Here is a 21,862-nt window from a genome sequence, read left to right as displayed (position 1 = left end):
TTATTTCTCCCGAGGGTTGACGATATGGGCAGGCACCCGCAGCACCAGCCAGGCGCCCAGGGCGATCAGCAGGGCCAGGGCATAGAGGGCGAGGCTGGCGCTTTGGGTGGCGTCGCGCACCACGCCAATCAGGTAGGGCGCGAGGAAGGCGGCCACACTGCCGAAGGAACTGATCAGGGCAATGCCCGCGGCCTGGGTGCTGCTGGCCAGAAACGCCGGCGGCAACTGCCAGAACATCGGCAGCGCCGCGCTGGCGCCCATGCCCGCCACCAGCAGGCCGAACATCACCAGCCACGGGTCGCCCGGGGCCAGCCCAGTGAGGGTCAGGCCGAGGCTGGACATCAATAGCGGTATCGCCAAATGCCAGCGGCGCTCGCGCAGGCGGTCCGAGGAACGGCCAACGCCGAGCATGAACAGGCAGCCGGCCAGATAGGGCAGGGCGCTGAGCAGGCCGACGTTGCTGTCCCGGGCGATGCCGGCGTGGTGGATCAGGGTCGGCATCCAGAAGGCGATGGTGTTCACCGCCAGCATCACCGCGAAGTAGATGCACACCAGCAGCCAGACATGGCGGTCGGTGAGGATGTCGCTGAAGCGGTTGATGGACTTGCGCTGTTCTTCCTGTTGCAGGGCCTGCAACAGCTGGGCTTTCTGCGCCGGGGTCAGCCAGTCCACCTGCTCGATGCTTTCCGGCAGGGCCTTGAGCACCACTAGACCCAGCAGCACCACGGGCAAGCCTTCAATGAGGAACATCCACTGCCAGCCGCGCAGGCCGCCGACGTCGTGGAAGCTTTCCAGAATCCACCCCGACAGGGGCCCGCCAATCACCCCGGCCATGGGCACGGCAATGGCGAACAGCGCGGTCACCTGACCGCGGCGGCTGGCCGGGAACCAGCGGTTGAGCAGCACCAGGATGCCAGGGAAGAACCCCGCCTCGGCGACCCCCAGCAGAAAGCGCAGCACATAGAAGCCCCAGGCGCTGTCCACCAGCATCAGGGCACTGGACAGCAGGCCCCAGACCAGCATCAGCAAGGCAATCCAGCGCCGCGGCCCGACCCGCTCCAGGGCCAGGTTGCTGGGCACCCCGAACAGCGCGTAGGCCACGAAGAACAGCCCGGCGCCGAGGCCGTAGACGCTGTCGCTGAAGCCCAGGTCCTGGGTCATCTGCAACTTGGCGAAGCCGATATTGATGCGGTCTAGGTGGGCGAAGATGTAGCAGACGAACAACAGCGGCATCAGCCGCCAGGTGATCTTGCGATAGCACTCGTTGACCTCGGCCACAGGAGCCTCGGCGATTGCGGGATGGGACATGGGGAGATCTCGTTATTGTTCTTGTGTGGGTCGGCTTGCCAGCGAAGTCTGCCTCGGGGCTGGCGCCTGGCTTGCGGGCCTGTTCGCTGGCAAGCCAGCTCCTACGGGTGGCATGGGCGTTGTGTAGGAGCCGGCTTGCCGGCGAAAGGGCCGGCACAATGCTCAGGCCTGTCCGCGCAGAAACTCATGCACGTTGTTGTGCTTGAAGTTCAGCTCGGCATCCAGCTCGCTCATCTCGAACGACAGGGCCAGCAAGCGCTGGGCCTGTAGCTCGGCAAAGTGCGCCTTGATGATGTCGAACAGGCCCTCGGCGACCTCGCGGCGGGTCGCCAGGTCGCGCCCGGCCCCCACCAGCAGGCGCATATGAACAAAGGCGTAGTCATGCTTGCCGTCGGCCATGCGCCAGGTGTCCAGGCGCACGCCGCGGCTGCGAATGCCCCCAAGGGGAAACACGCCCGTGGCGCCCAGGTAGTCATGAACCTTGCTGAACAGCCCCGGCAGATCGGCGGCCTGTTCGATGTTGTCGGTGTACTCAGCGATGAAATGCGGCACGGGAAGCCTCCTTGGGAGGCAGCGGCAAGCGCCAAGCTGCAAGCCACAAGAGCGGACTCCTGTGACTTGAGGCTGGTGGCTTGGCACTGCTTTCGATTGTGTCTTGCAGCGAGTGGCTGGAACCTGCCGCTGCTTCTAGAAGATGGCGTTGATCTGGCCGGTGCCGGAGCTGCCGAACAGCGGCGTGATGATCTCCGCCGGGCGCTGGTGTTCCGGCCCGCCCAGCAGCCCCAGGAGCATTGCCGTGTCGTGCATGCCGCCCTCGCCGTGGCAGCTGGCGGCGTAGTCCGGGAGCATGGCGCAGAACTCGCGAAAGCGACCTTGCTGCCACAGTTCCACCACCCGCTGGTCCACCTGCTTGTCGAATTCCCGGGTCCAGTTGTGGATGTTGGCTTCGGCTTCGCGGTCGTTGGAGAAACGGTGGGACAGCGAGCCGGACGCCAGCACCAGGACCTTGCGCTCGCTCTTCTCGATGGCGCGGCGCACGGCGGCGCCGAAGGTGAAGCTGTCTTCCAGTTTGTGCCAGGCGCACCAGGCGGCGATGGACACCACCTTGAAATGCTCGGCGGCGGGTACATCCATGTGCATGTAGCGCATGGGCACCAGGGTCCCGTACTCCAGCTCCAGGCTGGGGATGTTGTGGGCCAGGGTGCGCACGTCGGCGGCGTTGGCCTCGGCGGCGATCAGTTCCCCCAGCTCCGGGCAGCCCTGGTAGTCGTAGGTCATGTTCTTGATGAAATGCGGCAACTCGTTGCTGGTGTAGGTGCCGTTGAAGGCTTCACCACAGTTGATGTGGTAACCGCTGTTGACCAGCCAGTGCACATCGAACACCACCGCGGTGTCGGCTCCCAGCGTCCGGGCGCGGCGAGCAATTTCCTTGTGCCCGGCAATGGCCGCCTCACGGCAGCCGTGGTGCTTGCCCGGCAGTTCGGACAGGTACATCGATGGAACGTGGCAGACCTTGGCGGCCATGACGACTTCGCCCATGGTGCTTCTCCTGAAACATCTTCTTGTTGGCGTGATCCGGACGGTTGTAAACCTTACACGCCCCAGCGCGGGATGTGATGGCTGCCCATGGAGAGGCAGACGTTCTTGATCTCGGCAAACACTTCGAAGCTGTATTCGCCGCCTTCGCGGCCGGTGCCCGAGCCCTTGACGCCACCAAACGGCTGGCGCAGGTCGCGGACGTTCTGGCTGTTGATGAACACCATGCCGGCCTCGATGCCCCGGGCCAGGCGATGGGCCTTGCCGATGTCCTGGGTCCAGATGTAGGAAGCCAGGCCGTACTCGGTGTCGTTGGCCAGTTGCAGGGCCTGGGCCTCGTCCTTGAACGGGATCAGGCACACCACCGGGCCGAAGATCTCTTCCTGGGCGATGCGCATCCGGTTGTCCACGTCGGCGAACACCGTAGGCTGGATGAACTGCCCGCGAGCCAGGTGTGCCGGCAGGTTGGCCGGGCGTTCCAGGCCGCCGGCCAGCAAGGTCGCGCCTTCTTCCAGGCCGATGCGGATGTAGCCGGTGACCTTGTCGTAGTGGGCCTGGGTGATCATCGAGCCGACCTGGGTCTTGGGGTTCTGCGGGTCACCGACGATCAGGCGCTTGGCCCGGGCGGCGAATTCCTTGATGAACTGCGGGTAGACGCTTTCCTGGATGAAGATCCGGCTGCCGGCGGTGCAGCGCTCGCCGTTCAGGGAAAAGATGGTGAACAGCGCGGCGTCCAGGGCCCGCTCCAGGTCGGCGTCCTCGAAGATCAGCACCGGCGACTTGCCCCCCAGTTCCATGGAGTACTTCTTCAGGCCGGCGGTCTGCATGATCTTCTTGCCGGTGGCGGTGCCGCCGGTGAAGGAGATTGCCCGCACGTCCGGGTGGCGCACCAGGGCGTCGCCGGCAGTGGCGCCGTAGCCCTGGACGATGTTCAGCACCCCGGCGGGAATCCCGGCCTCCAGCGCCAGCCGGCCCAGCTCGTTGGCGGTCAGCGGCGACAGTTCGCTCATCTTCAGCACCGCGGTATTGCCCAGGGCCAGGCAGGGCGCGGTCTTCCAGGTGGCGGTCATGAACGGCACGTTCCATGGCGACACCAGGGCGCACACGCCCACCGGCTGGTACAGGGTGTAGTTGAGCATCTGGTCGTCCACCGGATAGCTGTGGCCATCCATGCGGGTGCAGACCTCGGCGAAGAAATCGAAGTTGTGCGAGGCCCGGGGAATCAGCACGTTGCGGGTCTGGTGGATCGGCAGGCCGGTGTCCAGGGTTTCCAGCTCTGCCAGGTGCGGCACGTTCTCCTCGATCAGCGCGCCCAGGCGGCGCATCAACCGGGCACGTTCCTTGGCCGGGGTATTGGCCCATTTCGGGAAAGCATCCTTGGCCGCGGCCACGGCCAGGGCGATTTCCTCGGCGCCGCCGCTGGCCACCTCGCCAATGGCTTCACCGGTGGCGGGGTTGTAGTTGGTGAAGACTTCACGGCTTTCGACTTCGCGGCCGTTGATCCAGTGCTTGATCATTTATGCGTGCTCCTTGGCCACGGCGGTGGGCTCTGGGTGGGCGTGATGGGCGAAGAATTCGCTTTCGCTGACGATACGGTTGACCAGCCGGCCGACACCTTCGATTTCCACCACCACCTCATCGCCGGGCACTACATCGCTGAGGCCTTCGGGGGTGCCGGTGGCGATCATGTCCCCCGGTTGCAGGGTCATGAAGCTGGACAGGTATTCGATCAGGTAGGGGATGTCGAAGATCATGTCGGCGGTGCTGCCTTGCTGGCGCAGCTCGCCGTTGACCCAGGTGCGCAGGGTCAGCTTGTTGGGCTCCGGCACTTCGGCGGCGTCGATGATCCACGGGCCGACCGGGGTGGTCGCGTCGCGGTTCTTCACCCGCAGGTTGGGCCGGTAGTAGTTCTCCAGGTAATCGCGGATCGCGTAGTCGTTGCACAGGGTGTAGCCGGCCAGGTAGTCCAGGGCGTCCTCGCGCTTGACGTTGCGCGCAGTCTTGCCGATCACCGCCACCAGCTCGCACTCGTAGTGCATGTAGGCGACGTTGTCCGGGCGCCAGGTCACCTGGTTGTGTCCGGTGTAGGTGCCAGGGGACTTGATGAACACCAAGGGCTCGGTGGGGGGCGTGAAGGCCAGTTCGGCGGCGTGGTCGGCGTAGTTCAGGCCCAGGGCGAACATGGTCCCGGTGGCCGGGGGCAGCCACTGCACCTGATCCTCGGCCAGGGTCCGGCCGTCTTCCAGTTGCAGGGTATTGGGGCCGGTGACCCGAGCGTCGTGGACCTGGCCCTGATAGCGGATGCGCGCGTGTTTCATGTCGGTTCCTTATTCGGCAACGATGCTGTTGGCGAGGCGGCCCAGGCCGCTGATCTGTACTTCGACCCGGTCGCCGGGGCGCACATCGACCCGGCCCTCGGGAGTGCCGGTGATCAGCACGTCTCCGGCATGCAGGGTCATGAATTCGCTGATCTCGGCAATCAGCTGGGGGATGCTGCGCACCAGGTTGGCGGTGCTGTTGTGCTGCACCCGCTCGCCGTTGACGAACAGCTCCAGGCTCAGGTCGTGGGGATTGCTGATCTGGGCGGCCGGCACCAGCTGCGGGCCGATGGCGCAGAAGCCGTCCCGGCACTTGGCCTTCACCGCAGGACGGTAGTAGCTGTCTTCCGGCAGGCTGAACTCGTTGACGATGGTGTAGCCGGCCACATGTTCCAGGGCGTTTTCCAGGCTCACCCGGCTGGCGCGCTTGCCGATCACCACCCCCAGGGCCGGGCCCGGTTGCAGGCGTTCGACGTCCTTGGGGAACACCACGGGCGCTTCATGGGTATTGCGGGTGTTGGGGGTCTTGATGAACAGCACCGGCTTCACCGGAGGCTTCTGGTAGGGCGGCTGGGTGAAGCTTTGCAGATGGCTGTGCAGCAACCCCTGGTAGTTCAGCGCAACGCCGAACAGGGTGCCGCCGGCGTGATCGTTCAGTGCACGGCTCATCGAGCGTCTCCTGGTTCCTGGTGTCGGGGCCCGCAGTGGCGCTTGCCGCTAGCGGGGCGAATTCGTTAATGTATTAACGTTATATTTAATATGTTAATGATCGTCAAGCGCCAGCCTGAACGATTGCGTCTTGCCCTGGCGGGCAAGCCGCGAATCGCGCAGGATGCCAACGCTCTGCGTGCTGAAAAATAAAAAACAGAAGGGTGCCATGAACCCACGTCAACCCATTCCCAACATCAACATCGGCCAGGTCTACGATCAGCGCTACGCCGATGCCCAGGTGCATTACGACAAGCTGAGCAACCTCGCCGGCTTCTTCGGGCGCAACATGCCCGTGCATCGCCACGACCGCTTCTTCCAGGTGCATTACGTGCAAAGCGGCGCGGTGCGGGTCTACCTCGACGACCAGCAATACCTGGAGTCGGGACCGATGTTCTTCCTCACTCCGCCGACCATTCCCCATGCCTTCGTCACCGAAGCCGACAGCGAGGGCCACGTGCTCACCGTGCGCCAGCAACTGGTGTGGGAGTTGATCGGTGCCGATCCGACGCTGGCCCCCGCGCCCCAGGTACCGCCGGTGTGCGTGGCACTGGCGCGCCTGGGGCCGGAATTTGCCAATGAAGTACGGCGCCTGGAGTTCCTGTTCCAGGCGTTGCAGCAGGAAATCGGCGGGCAGGGGGCTGGGCGCGAGCCGGCCCTGGAAGCCCTGACCCGGTTGCTGATGATCAGCCTGCTCAGGCTTTCGGCCAATTCCCTCAAGGCCCGTCCGGCACGGCATGAAGACTTGCAGATCTTCCATCGCTTCAACGAGCTGATCGAGGCCCGCTACCTGGAGCACTGGCCCCTGGCGCGCTACGCCAGCGCCTTGGGGGTCACCGAAGCGCGGCTCAACGACGTCTGTCGGCGCATCGCCGACCTGCCGTCCAAGCGCCTGGTGTACGAACGCCTGATGCAGGAGTCCAAGCGCCTGCTGCTGTTCACTGCCAGTTCGGTGAATGAAATCTGCTACCAGCTGGGCTTCAAGGACCCGGCCTATTTCAGCCGGTTTTTCCAGCGTTACGCCAAGCTCGCGCCGGGGGAGTACCGGGCACGCCAGGGGCAGACCAACCCGCCTGCGGCCGAGACGCCGAAGCGCCCCTGAGCCCCGGCTCAAGTGCATGTTGCGCCTTGAGGCATGCTGCGCGGTTGCGCGGGTGCCGTACCCAGCAATAGGTCCGCGGCCTTTTCGCCGATCATGATCGCTGCCGCGTTGGTGTTGCCGGTGATCAGGCTCGGCATGATCGAGGCATCCGCCACCCGCAGCCCCTGGAGGCCGTGGACCCGCAGTTGGTCGTCCACCACTGCCAACTCGTCGTGGCCCATCTTGCAGCTGCCCACCGGGTGGAACACCGTGCCCAGGTGCTGACGAATCCACTGCTCGATCTGCTCCTGGCTCTGTACCTGCGGGCCGGGCACCAGTTCGCCCTTGAGGCGCTGGGAGAAGGCTCGGGTCGCGGCCAACTGGCGCACCAAGCGCAAGCCGGCCACCAGCTTGCGCAGGTCCTCCGGGTGGCTGAGGAAGTTGGCCTCGATCAGTGGTTTGTCGTGCGGGTCGGCGGAGTTCAGGCGCACCCGGCCGCGGCTTTGCGGGTGCATTACCGCCACGTGCAGGCTGATGCCATGGCCCACGGGAATCAGGCGCTGGGGCTGGTTCTTCAGGGCCGGGGCGACGATCAGCCCCAGCTCCGGCACCGGGTCCTCGGGCGTAAGGCGCAGAAATGCTCCGGACTCGACGGTGTTGGAGGTCAGCGGTCCCTGGCGCCGGGTCAGGTACTGCCAGGGCGAACGGGCCAGGGGCAGCAGGCCCTTGGGCGAAAGACCGTAGCCCAGTTCGGGGTCGCTGCGGTACATCAGCACGATGTCCTGGTGGTCCTGCAGGTTCAGGCCGACCCCCGGCAACGGGTGGCGCGGCAGGATGCCGTGGGCTTTCAGTTCCTCCGCCGGGCCGATACCGGAGAGCAGCAGCAACTGCGGCGAGTTGATCGCCCCGGCGCAGAGGATCACTTCCCGGCGCGCCTGCAACTGGCGGACCTGGCCGTTGTGGCTGATCTCCACGCCGCTGGCGCGAGTGCCTTGCAGCAGCACCCGGTGGGTCAGGGTGCTGCTCAGCACGGTCAGGTTCGGCCGCTGCAGGATCGGATGCAGGAAAGCCCGGGCGGCGCTGCAACGCTCGCCGTTGATCTGGGTGACATGGAAGGGCCCGAAACCTTCCTGTTCCGGGCCGTTGAAGTCCGGGTTGTAGCTCCAGCCCAGCTCCGTGGCCGCCTCATAGAACACCTGATTGACCGGGCTCGGGCTGCGCTGCTCGGCCACGTTGAGCTCGCCGTGCTGGCCATGCCAGGGCGAGTCGCCGGGTTCGAAATGCTCCGAACGCTTGAAATAGGGCAGCAGCTCGTCGTGGCTCCAGCCCTGGTTGCCGGCGGCGGCCCAGCGGTCGAAGTCCTGCCGGTGACCACGGATGTAGATCATGCCGTTGATGGCGCTGGAGCCGCCCCAGACCCGGCCGCGGGGGCAGGGGATGGGCACCTCGCCGCTGCCGGCCTGGGGGCTGAACCGGTGCATCCAGTTCCAGCGCGGGTTGGCGATCAGGCGGATGATCCCCGCCGGGGTGCGCACATAGGCGGCGGGCAGCAAGGTGCGGTCACTGGGCCCGGCCTCGATCAGGCACACCTTGAGCTTGGGGTCGGCGGACAGACGGTTGGCCAGCACGCAACCAGCGGAGCCGGCGCCGACCACGATGTAGTCGAAGGTTTGCGTGGTGTGTTCAGTCATGGGGATACCTCTTTGGGCAGTCACAAAAATCCATCTCACAGCCCCAGCAGCGAGCCGACGTCGAGGGTCACTTGCAGGCCGACGACAAAGCCGTTGCCGCTCAGCTCGCGGGCCTCGGGGTTGTAGAAATTGTCCGGGTTGATCAGGTACTGGACGCTGGGTTCCAGGGCTAGTTGCCGGGTCAGGGCGATATGGGCGTTGGCTTCCAGGGCGTAGACATTGCGCTCGCCCAGGCGCGGGTCGCCGCCGTTGGCCAGGCGTGCCTGCTGCTGGAAACGCATCTGGTGGTCGTTGAGGCGCAGGTAGCTGGCCTTGACGTTGAGCTTGTCCCGGGGCCGGTCGAAGGGCGCCATGTAGGTCAGCCCGGCCTCGGCGAAGTGGCTGAAGGGCTGCTTGTCATCGGCCGCCGCCGACAGCGAGCCGAACAACAGCAGGGCCTGGGGCGCGCTGCCCGATCCGGCGTCGGCGCGCCACAGCGACTGCTGGAACTTGAAGAAGGCGCCGCCGCTGCCCCATGCCGTGGCCCCGGTCAGCGGGTCCTCCTGCTTGGAGGTGTTGTAGTAGCCGTTGAGCTCGTAGTGGGAGCTGTAGGCGTCGCGGTTCTGGCTGCCGATGCCCAGCAGCAGGCTGGTGCCGCTGGCATCGTCGGTGCTGAGGTCCAGGCCCTTGCGCTCCTTCAGATAGTCCACCGGGTTGGATTCGAAGGCGCCGCCGTGTACGTACCACTGGGGCGTCAGCTGGTACTTCAGGTAGCCGCCCCAACTGCCGTAGGGCGGCGGCAGGATGCCGGTGGAAGAGTCGATGATCGGGTCGTTGCAGGTGATGGTGCTTTCGCAGTTGTAGATGTAGAAGTAGCGCCGGGCGTTGGTCCGCCCCAGGCTCAGGTCGACCCGGCCATCGAGCCAGGTCTGCTGGTAGGTCAACAGGCTCAGCTGGTTGCTGGTGAGGTCGTTGTGGATCGGCGCGCCGCCAAAGTAGCTGCCGGCGGCCCCTTGCCAGTTGCGTGAGGTGGGTACGCCGGTCTGGTGATCGAGGATGAACAGGGTCTGCTCGAAGTGCAGCGCCGCGCCGTCGAGCCCGGCGAAGGTCCCCAGGTTGATGTCGGCGCCGACGAACAGATCGCCGCTGTTGCCGAAGCTGTGGGGGCGGGGGCCGGTGTCGAGGTTCTTCATCGCCAGGCTGAGAAACTGCACGTGGGGCGTAATGCCCTGGTCGGCCAGGTAGTCGCCCAGGCCGGACAACGGCCCGCTGCGGGGCGCAGCCGGGGCATCGGCGAAGCCATCAAGGGGCAGCAGCAAGGCTGCCAGCAGCGGGCACAGCGCATAGGAAGCATTCATGTCGGGTACTCGTTTCTTGTTGTTTTTGTCTTGAGTGTTGAAAGCGAGGGGTCAGGCCTCGGCCAGGGCCGGCGTCGGGTTGACCAGCACCTTGATCTGGCTTTTGTCCTGCAACAGCGCCTCGAAGCCCTGTTCCACCGCCTGCTCCAGGGCCAGGCAGCGGGTCACCACCCGCGACAGGTCCAGGCGTCCGCTGGCCAGCAGCTCGATCAACTCGGGATACACATGGCGGTAGCCGACGCTGCTGAGCAGGCGCAGTTCGTTGTTCACTAGGTGGAAGGCGTCGACCTGCACTTCGCCCATCAGGCCCACCAGCACGGCTTCACCGCCCTTGCGCAGGCAGTGCAGGGCATGGCTCAGGGTCTGCTGGGTGCCGGCGGCCTCAAAGGCTGTGTCGAGGCCGCCGTCGCTCAGTTGCCGCAGGCGCTCCTGCAACTGTGGGTCGGCGCCGTCCAGGGCGGCGCTAGCGCCGAGTTCCAGGGCCAGGCGCCGGCGCTCGGGGTCCAGGTCCACGGCGTAGATGCGTTCCACGCCCCGCAGCCGGGCCAGCAGGACCAGCAGCAGGCCGATGGGGCCCAGCCCGAACACCACGCAACTGTCGCCGGCCAGCAGGCTGCTCTGGTTCAGGGCGTGGTAGGCCACCGCTGCCGGCTCCAGCACGGCGGCCTGCTTGAAGCTGACGCGCTCCGGCAGCCGGTGCAGCATGTAGGCGGGCACCAGCGCCTGTTCGGCAAAACCGCCGTCGCCCATCAGGCCGATAAAGCCCATGGATTCACAGAGGTTGTACTGGCCCATGCGGCAGTACTGGCATTCGCCGCAGCGATACTCCGGCTCCACGGCCACCCGTTGCCCCAGCAGGCTCGGATCGACGTCGGGGCCCAAGGCCACCACCTGGCCGCAGAACTCATGGCCCAGGGTCAGTGGCGCCCGGCAGCCGGACAGCGGATGGGCCGCGTGCTGGGGAATCGAGTGCGGCCCATCGGCGTACTCATGCAGGTCACTGCCACAGATACCGCAGTAGGCCACCTGCAGCAGGACTTCCCCGGGGCCGGGCTGGCGCGGTTGCACCTGGCTCAGGCGCAGGTCTCGGGCGGCATGCCAACGCAGTGCGTTCATGGCTGGTTTCCTTGCAGGACAGAGGAGGCGTGCTGGCGCTGTTGACGGGCCAGCACCGCTGGGGCGGTTTCCTTGAGAAACAGCGCCAGTACCGCTGCCAGCAAGGCGCCGCCACAGGACATCCACATGACGATGGACAGGCCGAAGCGGTCGGCGGCGAACCCGGCGATGGTCGGGGCGACGAAGCCGCCCACCAGTTCACCAATGCCCATGATCATGCCCAGGGCCGTGGCCATGACTTCACGGGGCACGGTCTCTGCCGGAATGGTGGCCATGAACAGGGTGAAGCAGCCCAGGCCGGTGTAGGTCAGCAGCATCAGTACGCCGAGCATCCAGGGCGAAGATGCGTAGAGCAGTGCCATGGGGCAGCAGGCGGCGATCAGTGAGAACAGCACCAGGGTCGGGCGTCGACCGATGCGATCGGAGATCGCCGGCACGCCGAAGCCCCAGAGCACCCAGGCGCCGCCCAGGCAGCTCATCACCGTGCCCATGCTGGCCGGGCTGTAGTCGCGGACCTTGACCAGAAAGGTCGGGGTGAAGGAAATCAGAATGATGAACCAGGTCAGGAACACGCAGCTGATCAGGGTGCAGAGCACGATGTTGCGGCTTTTCAGCAAGGCCAGCCGATGTCCGCCGCCGTTGCTCGGTGCGGCGTTGGTTCGGGGCTCGCTCCGTGGCGGGTCCGGGTGTACATAGCGCCAGATCAGCAGGGCGATCAGCAGGCCGGGAACCAGCGAGATGATGAAGGCATGGCGCCAGCCATAGGCTTCTGCCAGGGCGATCAGCACCGGTGGTCCGATCACCGCCCCCAGCAAACCGGCGGCCGAGCCTTGCAGCAGCCCCATGTTCAAGCCCCGGCGCTGGGGCGACGAAGCCTCCACCATCAAGGATTGCGAGAGCGGCAGGATCGGCCCTTCGGCCAGCCCCATGATGGCGCGAAACAGCAGCAGGCTGAGGAAACCGGTGACCAGCCCGGAAAGGGCCGAGCACAGGGAAAACAGGATCACCGCGACAATCAGCAGCGGCTTGCGCATGCCACGGCGGTCCGACCAGGCGCCCACCAGGGCGCCGGACACCGCCCAGGCCAGGGCCAGCACCGACGACAGCATGCCCAGGTGGCTGTTGCTCAATTGCAGTTCGTCGGCCATGAACGGGAACAGGAAGGACAGCGCCAGACGATCGAAAAAGACGAAGCCGAAGGTCAGGAACAGCACCCCCAGCAAGGTGTTCTCGTAACCGGCCTTGTTGTTTTTATAAGCCATGGTGGTTCTCCGAGGAGGCGTGAGCAACGTCGATCAGCGAAACAGGGTGTCGATATGGGCCGCGCCCAGGCCGATCTTTTCGTAGTGTTCGCGGCACAGGGCGATGTAGGAGTGCACGTCGAAGTAGCCGTCGGGCTCGCCCTGTTCGTCGAGCCAGATCAGCGGGCCCTTGACGATGAAGAACACCCGCATCGGCTGCTCGTGCTCGTAGGCCACCAGGGTGTGGCCTTCGCCCGGGGTTTCGTAGACGAAGTCGCCAGCGGTGGCTGTCCACTCATGCTCCAGGTAGCCCCACTTGCCGGACAGGGTGTAGGCGAAGACTTCGTGGGGGTGGTAGTGGCGGTTGACCAGCCCGGCGCTGCGGGCCATGAGGATGTCGCACCAGCGGTTCTCGCTGGGGGAAATCCACAGCGGTCGCGAAGACACGGTTTCGGTGAAGGGCACGTACAGGCTCAGGTCGTCGCTGGCGGCATTCGGCAGGTAGACCTCGGGCTTGGCGTCGGGTTTGAAACAGTGGGCGATGGGCTGCAGGTCTTTCCAGAACTCACGGGTGGCGGCTTCAGGCATGGTCGACCTCGATTGTTGTTATAGGGGGCGTCATGGGGATGACTGAGGCGACTTTAGGCCCACGGCTGGACGCCGGTTTGATTGAATCGGACCGATTTGTTGTCTGTTTCGGACGGGGATTTTTCCTACCGAAAATAGCGAGGTGACGAGGCGGTTCCGGCGAACGGCTCTCACTGCGTTTCAAGTTGACAGGCTATATAGTTCAGATGTTAATGAATGGCCGCAGCCCGCAGATCATGCGGCCCCAGGTGCCCGGACACGGCCTTGCCGTCCGGGGAATATCCAGCCGCCCATGAGAAGAACAACAATGTCTCCATGCGCCTTGCTCGAAACCCGGCACGCCAGCACCCAGGCGGTCGACCCGGATCACCGCCTGAGCTTCTGGGAGGACTACAACGCCAGCACCCTGGTGGGGCTCAAGTGCAACTCCTACGCCGACGACGGTTTCACCGCCCGCCAGGACAACCTGCAGTTGGGTGCCATGCGCCTGGCGCGCATCGTGGGCAATGAACACGTGGTGGAACGCGACACGTCGATGATCCGCGGTGTACCCAAGGATTCGATCTTCGTGTCCCTGGTCACCGGCAGCGGTTCGTTCTTCTATCAGGACGGCGCCTGCCAGGTACTGGAACCGGGGGAGCTGGTGGTCTACCGCACCGACAAGCCTTACCTGTTCGGCTTCTGCGGGGCGATGCGCCAGTTCATTTTCGACATTCCCCAGGAGCAGTTTGCCGAGCGCTGCCTGAAGCGTTTCGACCGGACGCTGAAGATCAGCGCGCACAGCGGAGTTCAGCGCTTGCTGTTGCGCACCCTTGGCGAGCGCACCCGGACGTTTTTCCAGCAGCCGCTGTGTGGCGAGGCCGAGGCCTACCAGGAGCAGGCCTTCGAACTGCTGGCCAGCATCATCGCCGGGCAGATTGGAGAACGGCCCATCAATGCCCTGAGTGCTTCCTACCTGCTGGCGGCCAAACAGTGCATCCATGAACAGTTGGGGGACCCGTCCCTGAGCTGCGAACGGGTCGCGGCCCAGACCGGCATTTCCACCCGGCACCTGGCCCGGCTGTTCGCCATGGAGAACACCGTGCCCAGCCGCTTCATCCTGGAAAAACGCCTGCAGCAGGCCCGCCAGCTGCTTTGCAGCAGCCAGGGGGCAAGCCTGGACATCAGTGAAATCGCCTACCGTCATGGCTTTGTCAGCCAGGCGCATTTTGCCCGGGCGTTCAAGGCCCGTTATCAGCAGACACCCAGTGAGGCCCGGGCCCTGGAGCCGTTATAGCCAGGGCATTGCCCGCGGTGCTTCAGTCCGCCGGTTCCGTCGGCGGCGTGCTCCCGGCGGCCCCGTGCCCGGGTGGCGCAGCCTGTTCGGAACCGCGACGCAGTGCGGCCAGGCCGCAGCTGTGCAACAGATCGTCCAGCGGTTCCTTGGCGGTATCGGCTACGGTGGTTTCCCTTGGGCCAGGGGGAGGTTCGTGAAGTTGTGCCGCTTGCTGCAACAGGCGGGCGCGGGCCCTCTGCCAGAAGTAGATCTCGTCGAGGTATTGCTTGGTCTTGCGGTCCATGGACATCTCCTTTGTCTCAGCGGATAGGCAAGCCCCCGATCAGTGGGAAATCCCGGCAACCGGGGATAGCGGGCAAGCAGACGGACAGGCCCCGGCGCACGACACACCCGATCCCGAAGGCAAAGGCGCGTTGCTACGGCACGCGAGAGTTCTTCCTGGGGTGAACGGCGAAAAAAAACGGACCCGTGGGTCAGGTTATTGAGGAGAGAATAGAAAATCTTTGGCCATGTCAGGGCGAATGTGTCGCAGGGCTGCGCGAGGCAGCAGGCAGAGGAGCGGGGCCGCGGCTCTTGGCGTGGCGCAATAACGCGTGCGAGAGGTGATAAGGCAGGCAGTGGCTGATGTCCGGCGTCAGGCCGCTGAACATCAGCCCTGTGAGGGCGCCGGGCGGGTCAGCGAGCGGCGGTCGCTATGGCCACGGCCTGACGGTCCAGCAACTGGCGCTGAAAGGCCGCGAAGTCCTGCTTGGGCTGCTGCTGGCGCACGAACTCCAGCATCGGGTCCTGGACCGCGGTACGGATGCCCGACAGTGCCTCCAGGGTCGCCAGCCCGCAAAAAGGCACATAGGCCTCGGAGTAGCCGCCTTCGTGCACCAGCACCAGGCGTCCCCGGCACAGGCGTTCGGCCGCGTCGCGCAGGCATTGGGTCATCTCGCGGAAGGAGTCGCTGTGCAGCAGCATTCGCGCCAATGGGTCCACGGCGTTGGCGTCATAGCCGCAGGCGACGATGATCAGCTCGGGTTCGAAGCGTTCCAGGGCCGGCACCACGATGCGCTGCATGGCGTACAGGTAGGCATCATGGCCACCACCGGGCAGCAGCGGGACGTTGATGTTGCAGCCCAGGCCAGCGCCGCGGCCATGGTCTTGCTCACCGCCGTAACCCGGTGGAAAGCAGCCGTCCTGGTGCAGGGACAGGGTCAACACGTCGGCCCGCTCTTCGTAGATCGACTGGGTGCCGTTGCCGTGGTGCACGTCCCAGTCGATGACCGCTACCTTGCCCAGGCCATGGCGGACCTTGGCGGCCTCGATGGCAATGGCGATGTTGGCCAGGAAGCAGAAGCCCATGGCCTGGTCGCGGGTGCAGTGGTGTCCCGGTGGACGGGACAGCGAGTAGGCGTTGTCGGCTTCACCGCTGAGCACGGCGTCCACGGCGGCCAGGGCCAGCCCGGCGGACAGCTTGGCGATTTCATAGCTGCCGGGCCCCACAGGCGCCTCGTCGCCCAGTTGACCACCGCCGGCATCGCTCAAGGCCTTGAAACGTTGCAGGTAGGCGGCACTGTGGACCCGTAGCAGATCGTCCTCGGTGGCCGCAGGGGCACTGCGCAGATGCAACTGTCGGGTCAGGCCGGAGACATCCATCAGGCTTTTCAGCCGGCGCTTGGTTTCCGGTGATTCAGCATGCCCCGCGGCAGACGGCGGCTGGACCCAGCCGCCTACCGGGAGCGTCAGGACGTGGGGGCTGCCGCTGTGCCACAGGCAGCGTTCATCGAAGAAAAAAGCCGTTCTACAGGTCATGGTGATATCCATTTTTCAAGGAAAGTGTTGTTCAAGGACGCGCTGGCAGTCATCGCCCCTGGGGCTGGGAAGGGGCCTGGAGGGCGGGCCGGCAACTGAGTACCAGCGCCAGGGACAGCAAAGTGATGACGGCCCCCCCCAGCAACAGGCCCTGGAAGCCGCCGCTGCTTTCGATCAGGCGCCCGGCGAGGGTCGGGCCTATGGCCAGGCCGGCGCTGATCACCAGATTGGAGGCGTTCATCAACCGCCCGCTGCGATCCATCTCGGCCATGCGTGCCAGGATCAGCGGCAGGATGAAGGTCCAGGTGAACTTGAACACCAGCGCCGCCAGCGCGAAGCGCGCCAGCTGCGGCTGGCCCAGAAGCGCCAGCACCGAGCCCGCCATCAGGCCGTAGCCCAGCAGGAGCAGGGCGCTGCGGGGCAGGCGGTCGCCGAACAGGGTGGCGCACAACGCGCCGACGATGCCCATCAAGGTGGCGATGGCCAGGATGTCGCCGTTGGTCTGCGCCGAGAGGCCGGACTGGCTGCCGATGGCGCCGATGAAGGTCCAGACCCCGCTGAGGCTGATGTAGAAGGTGAGGATGCCGAGTATTCCCAGGCTCGCCTTGAGCCAGGAGATCGCTGGGGCTTGCGCGGCGTCGGCGGCCGGGCGCGCAGCGCCTGCTGGAAAACAGCGGGCCAGGGGCAGGCACAGGGTCATCAGCAGCGCCAGGATCAGGTAGCAGGCGCCCAGGCCGAAGCGTTGGAAGAGCATGGGCAACAGGCTCAGGCCGACCGCGCCCAGCACCAGCTGGCCCATCACCCAGAAGCCGTAGGCCCGGCTGGGACTGGGGCTGGCGGCGGCGCTGGCCAGGCAGATGATCATCAGCGAGCCGCCCGCCAGTGCGCTGCCAAAGCGCGCCATCAGCAACAATGAATAGTCGTGGGCCAGCATCGACAGCAGGTTGGCAACGATGAACAGCACGGCGCTGCACAGTGCGGCGCGCCGCCAGTCGATGTGTTTCAGCCACCAGATGGCCGGCAACGTGGCCAGGCTCATGGCCCCCAGTTCGGCGGAGAACAGGTCGCCGATCTGTGTGGGGCTCAAGTGCCACTGGCTGGCCAGTTGGGCGGCAATGGCCGGGGCCATCAGCAGTACGGCGGGAGTGATGGCGGCGAACAGCACTATGGCGGCCAGCAGCCCCAGGGGTTGGCGAGTAGCTGGCGCGGTGGCGCTCAAAACGGCGTTCTGGGTGTTCATGGACAGGCTCCAAAGGCAAGGGGTTCAGAACACGTGGACCAGGCGCAGCAAGGCGTCGGTGCCGGCAAAACCGTTATCGGTGGCGACGTTCTGCGACAGGCTGAACATCAGCTGGTTGCGCTTGTCCAGCCAGTGCCCGACCTCGAATCCGGCCTGGGTGTAGCGCTTGTGGGTGTCGTTGATCCGTCGGTCGTTGATCCGCAGTTCGCCGCCATCGGCGTGGATCAGGCGCAGGGCGCCGTAGGTCGCAGGGGTGAAGTCGTAGGAGGCGAAGGCTTGCAGGCGATACAGCGGGTCCTGCTTCAGGTCGCTGCCGAAATAGTCGTCGTTGGTGCCGTACAACTGGGCTTCGAGGTTGGCCTCCAGCACCCATTTTTCCCCCAGGCCCTGGGTGTAGTTGTAGACAAAGGTCGCGCCCCAGCGATTGGCCCCCGGGGAGACGTCCGGGTTGCGGCTGTGGTACTCGCCCAGCGGCAGCGTGATCAGGGTCAACAGGCCGCTGTAGGTGCGGGTTTGCGGCTGGTTGATGAAAAACAGCGTGCCCCCCACCTGAGGATCACCGAAACCGCTCTCCCCGGTATGGCGTTCGGCGCCGGGCAAGCGAGCGTTGATGTCGGCCAAGGGCACGATGAACTGTGGGGTGCACAGGGTGCCGCACAGGTCGCTGAAGAACACCTGGCGGTAGGCCATGGCATTGACTCGCAGCTCGGCCTTGCCGGTGCTGTCGGCCGGGCCGTGAAAGTCGCCGGCACGGGTGGCCGGGAGGTACAGCACCCCCAGGCTGGTGCCCACAGGTGCGGCGAAGAAGTCCCGGGCGTTGAGGTCCGCGGCGTTGAGTGACAGGCTGGCCAGGGTGCCAGCCAGGGCCAGGGTGGTGCGGGTAATGAGCCTTGTCATGGGCGGTGCGTCTCTTGTTGGAGTTGTTGTTCGGCGAAGGGCTCGCCGGCACACGGCAGTGGGGCAAAAAAAGGGCAAAGGCTGCCCGTGGCCGTCAAATACGACGGCGCAAATCAGCGCAGGTCAGGGGTTGGGGTCAGTCGGGCGGGGCGTGGAGCAACTGGGCGATGCGCGCCTTGTCCTTGACCCCGAGCTTGCTGTAGATGGCGCGGATGTGATGGCGCACGGTGTTGGGCGACATGCCCAGGTCCCGAGCCACTTCCTTGTAGGTCTTGCCATCACCGAAGCACTGGGCGACGGCGTTTTCCCGGGGGCTGAGCTTGGGCAGCAGGCTGCGGCTGCGGGCCGCCAGCAGGTACAGGTCGCCCACGGCCGAGCAGTCGATCTGCAGGCGCTTGCCCTCGAAACCGTTGCCATCGAGCGTCATGGGCAGTTGCGGACCGTTCCACTGCGGCCATTCATGCAGCAGCAGATCGACAAAACCGCGCTCGGCGCACTGCAGCACGCCGCGCTGGTCGCACACGGCCAGGGCCAGATTGCGTGGGCGGGTGAGTTTCTCGCGCATGGCCACCAGGGTGCGGATCTGATTGGCCGACACCGCTGCCACCAGGTGCAGCATCAGGTTGTTCAGCACATGGCAGTCGTCCCGGGTAAAAGCCGGGGCGCCAGGGGCACGGTACAGGGCCAGGTGGTTGCTCAGTTGGGTATGGGGATCGATGTGCACCACGCATAGCAGCTCGCCGATGTTGTACTGGCGCCCCAGCCAGTTGAGCCCGGGGCCGTTGTGCGGATCGGTCATGTCGACGATCACCGCCCGTCCCGGTACTTCGTGCACCCGGTTCACGGTGACGTCGATGTGGCGGATCGATTGCCAGTCCGCCAGGTAGCTCGGTGGCAGGCGGTACAGGTAGCAACTGTGTTCATCCGGCAAGCCGTCGACCAATGCGGCGCGGCCCCACCAGGCACTGTCGAAGGGCAAGAGTTTGCAGATGCGCGCCAGGGCATGCTGGTGAAGGTTTTCGATGTCCTTGTTCTGCGCCAGTTGTTGCAGTTCCAGGGTCAGCTCGCTGAAGGCCTGCAACAGGCTGGCCGGAGCGTGATCGAGTCGGTTCATGGGTCTGTACCTCTGTGCGACGTTGTTATTGTTTTCGTCACGGAAGGGGTTGAGGACCATTACGCCTGGGGGACGTGGGCAGGGCCTGGTGCGAGTATCGATGGCTTGGCAACACCGCGCCATCCTACAGATGCAGGAGGTGGCCCATGGCCCGGATGCGGCGAGGCAGCCGGGCGTTGGCAGGGGAGGAGTTAGGGCAGGATCAAGCGGCGGGGCAAGGGTGCTGCAAACGGTGAAAGCAGCGGCTGAAATACACCAGCGAGTCGCCTTGCTCGCGCACGCTGATTTCATCCAGCTCCACCAGCATCACCGAGTGGGTGCCGATTTCCTGGACCTCGGTGATGCGTCCCTGGAGGCTGGCCAGGGCGCCGTCCAGCACCGGCAGGGCCTGCAGACCGTCGCGCCAGGGGTGCAGGCCGAAGCGCTGGTCCATGGCCACCCCGGTCATGCCGGCAAAATGCCGCGCCACGTCCTCGTGTTCGCCGCTGAGGACGTTGATGCACAAATGGCCGTTGCCCTTGAACACCGGGTTCAGGGCACTGTTGCGGTTGACGCAGACCATCAGGGTCGGCGGGCTGTCGGTGACCGAGCAGACCGCGGTGGCGGTGATGCCGCAACGCCCGGCGGGGCCGTTGCTGGTGATGACGTTGACCGCAGCGGTCATGTGAGCCATGGCGTTGCGGAAGGCGAGTTGCTTGGGATCGAGTACAGACATGACGAATTCCTCGTGGGCGCAGGGCATTGCGCTGCAGGAGCCAGCTTGCCGACGAAGAGGACCTTGTGGTGCTCTGGCGGGCGCTTTCGCTGGCAAGCCAGCTCCTACGACAACAGGTGGACATTGGCCTTTTCCGTAGGAGCCGGCTTCGTGGCTACTGGCGGATGCGGTCCAGCATGTTGATGTCGTCGGGGTTGCTCAGGTGCGGCACGGTCCAGCCATCGAGGTCGTAGTCGCCCAGGCATTTGTCCACCAGGTCGGTCATGGCCTTCATCGAGCCGCTGGCCTGGGCGTGGCGCAGGCACTGCATGCGGATCTCGTCCTGGCTGCCGGCATAGTTGATCTCGTACAGCTCGTGGCGACCGCCGAACTCGGTGCCGATGGCATCCCACAGCAGCTTGAGGATCTTGATCCGCTCTTCATGGCCCATGCCCCCCGAACCGCGGCAGTAGGTGCCGAGGTACTGGTTGAGCACCGGGTCCTTGAGATCGCGGGAGCCGGAGGGCAGGTAGATCAGGCCGCTGGCCACCACCTGCTCGATGATCTTCTTGATGTCGGTGTAGGCCTGGGGCGCCAGCACCCGGTACGCCTGCAGGGCCTGGGTGCTGGGCAGGTAGACGCCGTTCATCCATTCGCTGGCGTTGCCGTGCATGGCGTCGGTCAGCGACCAGAACAGGTTGCGCCAGGCCACCACTTCGCCGACCTGGGCCTGGACCCCGCGAAACTCCAGGGAGCCGGTGCATTGCAGGGCCTTGACCAGCAACCCGGTGATGAAATCGAGCTTCACCGCCAGCCGGGTGCAGCCCTGCATCGGGAACAGCCGGCCGAAACCGCCTTGCGGGAACCACTGGCGGCAGCGCTCGAAGTCGCGGTAGATCAGCACGTTCTCCCAGGGGATGAACACCTTGTCCATGATCAGGATCGCGTCGTTCTCATCGAAGCGGCTGGACAGCGGGTAGTCGAAGGGCGAACCGGTCATGCCGGCCTGCAATTCGTAGGAAGGGCGGCAGATCAGCTTCATGCCGCGGGTGTTCATTGGCGCGATGAACATCAGGGCGAAGTCGGTGTTGTCCCCCAGCAACTGGGCCGAGCCCTGGCCGACGAAGTTGTAGTGGGTCAGGGCCGAGTTGGTGGCCACCACCTTGGCGCCGCTGACGATGATCCCGCCCTCGACTTCCTGGTCCACCGAGATGAACACGTCCTTGACCTGATCCACCGGCTTGTCGCGGTCGATGGGCGGATTGACGATGGCGTGGTTGAGGTACAGGCAGGCTTCCTGGATGCGCTTGTACCAGGTGCGGGCGTTGTCGGCGAAGCGCCCGTAGAACTCCGGGTTGGCCCCCAGGGCACTGCCGAAGGCGGCCTTGTAGTCGGGGCTGCGGCCCATCCAGCCATAGGTCAGGCGCGACCAGTCGGCGATGGCATCGCGCTGCTGGCGCAGTTCATCGGGGCTTTTCGCCGAGCGGAAGAATTTGTGGGTGTAGCCGCCGTTGCCGGTGTCGGTGTCCCAGCACAGTTGTGACTGGGTGGCCGGGTCGTGCAGGGCGTCGTACAGGCGGGCCATGGAGGCCGCCGAGTTGCGGAAGGCCGGGTGGGTGGTGACGTCCTTGACCCGGTCGCCATAAATGTAGATTTCACGATCATCGCGCAGGCTGGCCAGGTATTCGGCACCGGTCAGCGGGCGGTGGGTTGCGGCACGAAAGTCTTCAGGTTTCATATCCAGTCTCGGCGTTGTTTTTATTGACTGGGGCCATGATGGGCAGGGGCGGGCGCTGAAAAAATGGCTTTTACGGCGAATGAATTGCACTTTTCATAGGGCGCGTTGGCGCTCTCGGGCGGGGTACGGCGCACTGTTCTGGAGCGGCGAATCACGGCTTTATCGATTCACTTCGCGTTGTC

The 21,862-nt window shown here is 65.3% G+C and carries 20 protein-coding genes; 2 read left to right on the top strand and 18 right to left on the bottom strand.

Translation table 11 applies throughout. The features are described from left to right. The 6 genes from WIN67_RS17200 to WIN67_RS17175 all read right to left on the bottom strand — a co-directional run bounded on the left by WIN67_RS17200 (window position 1) and on the right by WIN67_RS17175 (window position 5,831). Complete coding sequence (locus tag WIN67_RS17200) at window positions 1–1,308, bottom strand: MFS transporter (RefSeq protein ID WP_110652641.1); 1,308 nt, start codon at window positions 1,306–1,308, stop codon at window positions 1–3. Between the two features lie 162 nt (window positions 1,309–1,470). Next, window positions 1,471–1,860 (bottom strand): 5-carboxymethyl-2-hydroxymuconate isomerase, encoded by a 390-nt coding sequence (locus WIN67_RS17195; RefSeq protein ID WP_339069509.1) that lies wholly within the window; start codon window positions 1,858–1,860, stop codon window positions 1,471–1,473. A 135-nt stretch (window positions 1,861–1,995) separates the two neighbouring features. After that, window positions 1,996–2,847: a 3,4-dihydroxyphenylacetate 2,3-dioxygenase gene (gene hpaD, locus WIN67_RS17190; protein ID WP_339069507.1), complete on the bottom strand. Its 852-nt coding sequence runs from the start codon at window positions 2,845–2,847 to the stop codon at window positions 1,996–1,998. A 53-nt stretch (window positions 2,848–2,900) separates the two neighbouring features. After that, complete coding sequence (gene hpaE, locus WIN67_RS17185; RefSeq protein WP_339069505.1) at window positions 2,901–4,361, bottom strand: 5-carboxymethyl-2-hydroxymuconate semialdehyde dehydrogenase; 1,461 nt, start codon at window positions 4,359–4,361, stop codon at window positions 2,901–2,903. Beyond that, window positions 4,362–5,162, bottom strand: coding sequence for a fumarylacetoacetate hydrolase family protein (locus WIN67_RS17180; protein WP_102882629.1), 801 nt, complete (start codon window positions 5,160–5,162; stop codon window positions 4,362–4,364). It abuts the gene before it with no gap. A gap of 9 nt (window positions 5,163–5,171) precedes the next feature. Further along, window positions 5,172–5,831 carry a fumarylacetoacetate hydrolase family protein gene (locus WIN67_RS17175; protein WP_339069503.1) on the bottom strand — a complete coding sequence of 220 codons (660 nt, stop codon included), beginning with the start codon at window positions 5,829–5,831 and terminating at the stop codon, window positions 5,172–5,174. A gap of 208 nt (window positions 5,832–6,039) precedes the next feature. Between WIN67_RS17175 and hpaA the strand changes: the two genes are divergently transcribed. Next, complete coding sequence (hpaA, locus tag WIN67_RS17170; protein WP_339069501.1) at window positions 6,040–6,972, top strand: 4-hydroxyphenylacetate catabolism regulatory protein HpaA; 933 nt, start codon at window positions 6,040–6,042, stop codon at window positions 6,970–6,972. Between the two features lie 8 nt (window positions 6,973–6,980). Here hpaA and WIN67_RS17165 read toward each other — a convergent pair whose 3' ends face one another. From WIN67_RS17165 to WIN67_RS17145, 5 genes are read right to left on the bottom strand one after another with little or no spacing between them, the layout of a single operon-like run. Beyond that, a complete protein-coding gene (locus tag WIN67_RS17165) occupies window positions 6,981–8,642 on the bottom strand; it encodes a GMC family oxidoreductase (RefSeq protein WP_339069499.1) in 1,662 nt (553 codons plus the stop codon). Window positions 8,643–8,677: 35 nt separating this feature from the next. Next, a complete protein-coding gene (locus WIN67_RS17160; RefSeq protein ID WP_339069497.1) occupies window positions 8,678–9,979 on the bottom strand; it encodes a carbohydrate porin in 1,302 nt (433 codons plus the stop codon). A gap of 51 nt (window positions 9,980–10,030) precedes the next feature. Next, a complete protein-coding gene (locus WIN67_RS17155) occupies window positions 10,031–11,095 on the bottom strand; it encodes a 2,3-butanediol dehydrogenase (protein ID WP_339069495.1) in 1,065 nt (354 codons plus the stop codon). Continuing rightward, complete coding sequence (locus WIN67_RS17150; protein WP_300238497.1) at window positions 11,092–12,357, bottom strand: MFS transporter; 1,266 nt, start codon at window positions 12,355–12,357, stop codon at window positions 11,092–11,094. The genes WIN67_RS17155 and WIN67_RS17150 overlap by 4 nt, the downstream gene beginning before the upstream one ends. 33 nt (window positions 12,358–12,390) lie before the next feature. Beyond that, window positions 12,391–12,924: a 2,4'-dihydroxyacetophenone dioxygenase family protein gene (locus WIN67_RS17145; RefSeq protein ID WP_110596623.1), complete on the bottom strand. Its 534-nt coding sequence runs from the start codon at window positions 12,922–12,924 to the stop codon at window positions 12,391–12,393. A gap of 307 nt (window positions 12,925–13,231) precedes the next feature. Between WIN67_RS17145 and WIN67_RS17140 the strand changes: the two genes are divergently transcribed. Beyond that, window positions 13,232–14,200: a helix-turn-helix domain-containing protein gene (locus WIN67_RS17140; protein ID WP_339069488.1), complete on the top strand. Its 969-nt coding sequence runs from the start codon at window positions 13,232–13,234 to the stop codon at window positions 14,198–14,200. 22 nt (window positions 14,201–14,222) lie between these two features. Here WIN67_RS17140 and WIN67_RS17135 read toward each other — a convergent pair whose 3' ends face one another. The 7 genes from WIN67_RS17135 to hpaB all read right to left on the bottom strand — a co-directional run bounded on the left by WIN67_RS17135 (window position 14,223) and on the right by hpaB (window position 21,680). After that, window positions 14,223–14,483 (bottom strand): hypothetical protein, encoded by a 261-nt coding sequence (locus WIN67_RS17135; protein WP_110652631.1) that lies wholly within the window; start codon window positions 14,481–14,483, stop codon window positions 14,223–14,225. Window positions 14,484–14,875: 392 nt separating this feature from the next. Continuing rightward, complete coding sequence (locus WIN67_RS17130; protein ID WP_181430885.1) at window positions 14,876–15,997, bottom strand: class II histone deacetylase; 1,122 nt, start codon at window positions 15,995–15,997, stop codon at window positions 14,876–14,878. Between the two features lie 49 nt (window positions 15,998–16,046). Beyond that, on the bottom strand, window positions 16,047–17,237 hold the full coding sequence (locus tag WIN67_RS17125; protein ID WP_102882640.1) for an MFS transporter: 1,191 nt from the start codon (window positions 17,235–17,237) through the stop codon (window positions 16,047–16,049). 24 nt (window positions 17,238–17,261) lie between these two features. Continuing rightward, on the bottom strand, window positions 17,262–18,134 hold the full coding sequence (locus WIN67_RS17120; protein WP_213665296.1) for a transporter: 873 nt from the start codon (window positions 18,132–18,134) through the stop codon (window positions 17,262–17,264). 136 nt (window positions 18,135–18,270) lie between these two features. Continuing rightward, a complete protein-coding gene (locus WIN67_RS17115; RefSeq protein WP_339069482.1) occupies window positions 18,271–19,248 on the bottom strand; it encodes a helix-turn-helix transcriptional regulator in 978 nt (325 codons plus the stop codon). A 202-nt stretch (window positions 19,249–19,450) separates the two neighbouring features. Beyond that, window positions 19,451–19,963 carry a 4-hydroxyphenylacetate 3-monooxygenase, reductase component gene (gene hpaC / locus WIN67_RS17110; protein WP_102882643.1) on the bottom strand — a complete coding sequence of 171 codons (513 nt, stop codon included), beginning with the start codon at window positions 19,961–19,963 and terminating at the stop codon, window positions 19,451–19,453. Between the two features lie 154 nt (window positions 19,964–20,117). Beyond that, the gene (gene hpaB / locus WIN67_RS17105; RefSeq protein ID WP_339069480.1) at window positions 20,118–21,680 is read right to left on the bottom strand and encodes a 4-hydroxyphenylacetate 3-monooxygenase, oxygenase component; all 1,563 of its coding nucleotides are present in this window, start codon (window positions 21,678–21,680) and stop codon (window positions 20,118–20,120) included. Window positions 21,681–21,862: the final 182 nt, after the last annotated feature.

It is taken from the genome of Pseudomonas idahonensis, from assembly GCF_037903935.1.
Lineage (GTDB): Bacteria > Pseudomonadota > Gammaproteobacteria > Pseudomonadales > Pseudomonadaceae > Aquipseudomonas > Aquipseudomonas danubii.
The sequence above is the reverse complement of the archived record's forward strand: the minus strand, read 5'-3'. Positions and strand labels throughout refer to the sequence as shown.

Bases quoted from the DNA above. Each gene is read 5' to 3' on its own strand.
- WIN67_RS17200 (WP_110652641.1), bottom strand. From the start codon at position 1,308: ATGTCCCATCCCGCAATCGCCGAGGCTCCTGTGGCCGAGGTCAACGAG.
- hpaD (WP_339069507.1), bottom strand. From the start codon at position 2,847: ATGGGCGAAGTCGTCATGGCCGCCAAGGTCTGCCACGTTCCATCGATG.
- hpaE (WP_339069505.1), bottom strand. From the start codon at position 4,361: ATGATCAAGCACTGGATCAACGGCCGCGAAGTCGAAAGCCGTGAAGTC.
- WIN67_RS17180 (WP_102882629.1), bottom strand. From the start codon at position 5,162: ATGAAACACGCGCGCATCCGCTATCAGGGCCAGGTCCACGACGCTCGG.
- WIN67_RS17175 (WP_339069503.1), bottom strand. From the start codon at position 5,831: ATGAGCCGTGCACTGAACGATCACGCCGGCGGCACCCTGTTCGGCGTT.
- hpaA (WP_339069501.1), top strand. From the start codon at position 6,040: ATGAACCCACGTCAACCCATTCCCAACATCAACATCGGCCAGGTCTAC.
- WIN67_RS17165 (WP_339069499.1), bottom strand. From the start codon at position 8,642: ATGACTGAACACACCACGCAAACCTTCGACTACATCGTGGTCGGCGCC.
- WIN67_RS17160 (WP_339069497.1), bottom strand. From the start codon at position 9,979: ATGAATGCTTCCTATGCGCTGTGCCCGCTGCTGGCAGCCTTGCTGCTG.
- WIN67_RS17155 (WP_339069495.1), bottom strand. From the start codon at position 11,095: ATGAACGCACTGCGTTGGCATGCCGCCCGAGACCTGCGCCTGAGCCAG.
- WIN67_RS17150 (WP_300238497.1), bottom strand. From the start codon at position 12,357: ATGGCTTATAAAAACAACAAGGCCGGTTACGAGAACACCTTGCTGGGG.
- WIN67_RS17145 (WP_110596623.1), bottom strand. From the start codon at position 12,924: ATGCCTGAAGCCGCCACCCGTGAGTTCTGGAAAGACCTGCAGCCCATC.
- WIN67_RS17140 (WP_339069488.1), top strand. From the start codon at position 13,232: ATGTCTCCATGCGCCTTGCTCGAAACCCGGCACGCCAGCACCCAGGCG.
- WIN67_RS17135 (WP_110652631.1), bottom strand. From the start codon at position 14,483: ATGGACCGCAAGACCAAGCAATACCTCGACGAGATCTACTTCTGGCAG.
- WIN67_RS17130 (WP_181430885.1), bottom strand. From the start codon at position 15,997: ATGACCTGTAGAACGGCTTTTTTCTTCGATGAACGCTGCCTGTGGCAC.
- WIN67_RS17125 (WP_102882640.1), bottom strand. From the start codon at position 17,237: ATGAACACCCAGAACGCCGTTTTGAGCGCCACCGCGCCAGCTACTCGC.
- WIN67_RS17120 (WP_213665296.1), bottom strand. From the start codon at position 18,134: ATGACAAGGCTCATTACCCGCACCACCCTGGCCCTGGCTGGCACCCTG.
- WIN67_RS17115 (WP_339069482.1), bottom strand. From the start codon at position 19,248: ATGAACCGACTCGATCACGCTCCGGCCAGCCTGTTGCAGGCCTTCAGC.
- hpaC (WP_102882643.1), bottom strand. From the start codon at position 19,963: ATGTCTGTACTCGATCCCAAGCAACTCGCCTTCCGCAACGCCATGGCT.
- hpaB (WP_339069480.1), bottom strand. From the start codon at position 21,680: ATGAAACCTGAAGACTTTCGTGCCGCAACCCACCGCCCGCTGACCGGT.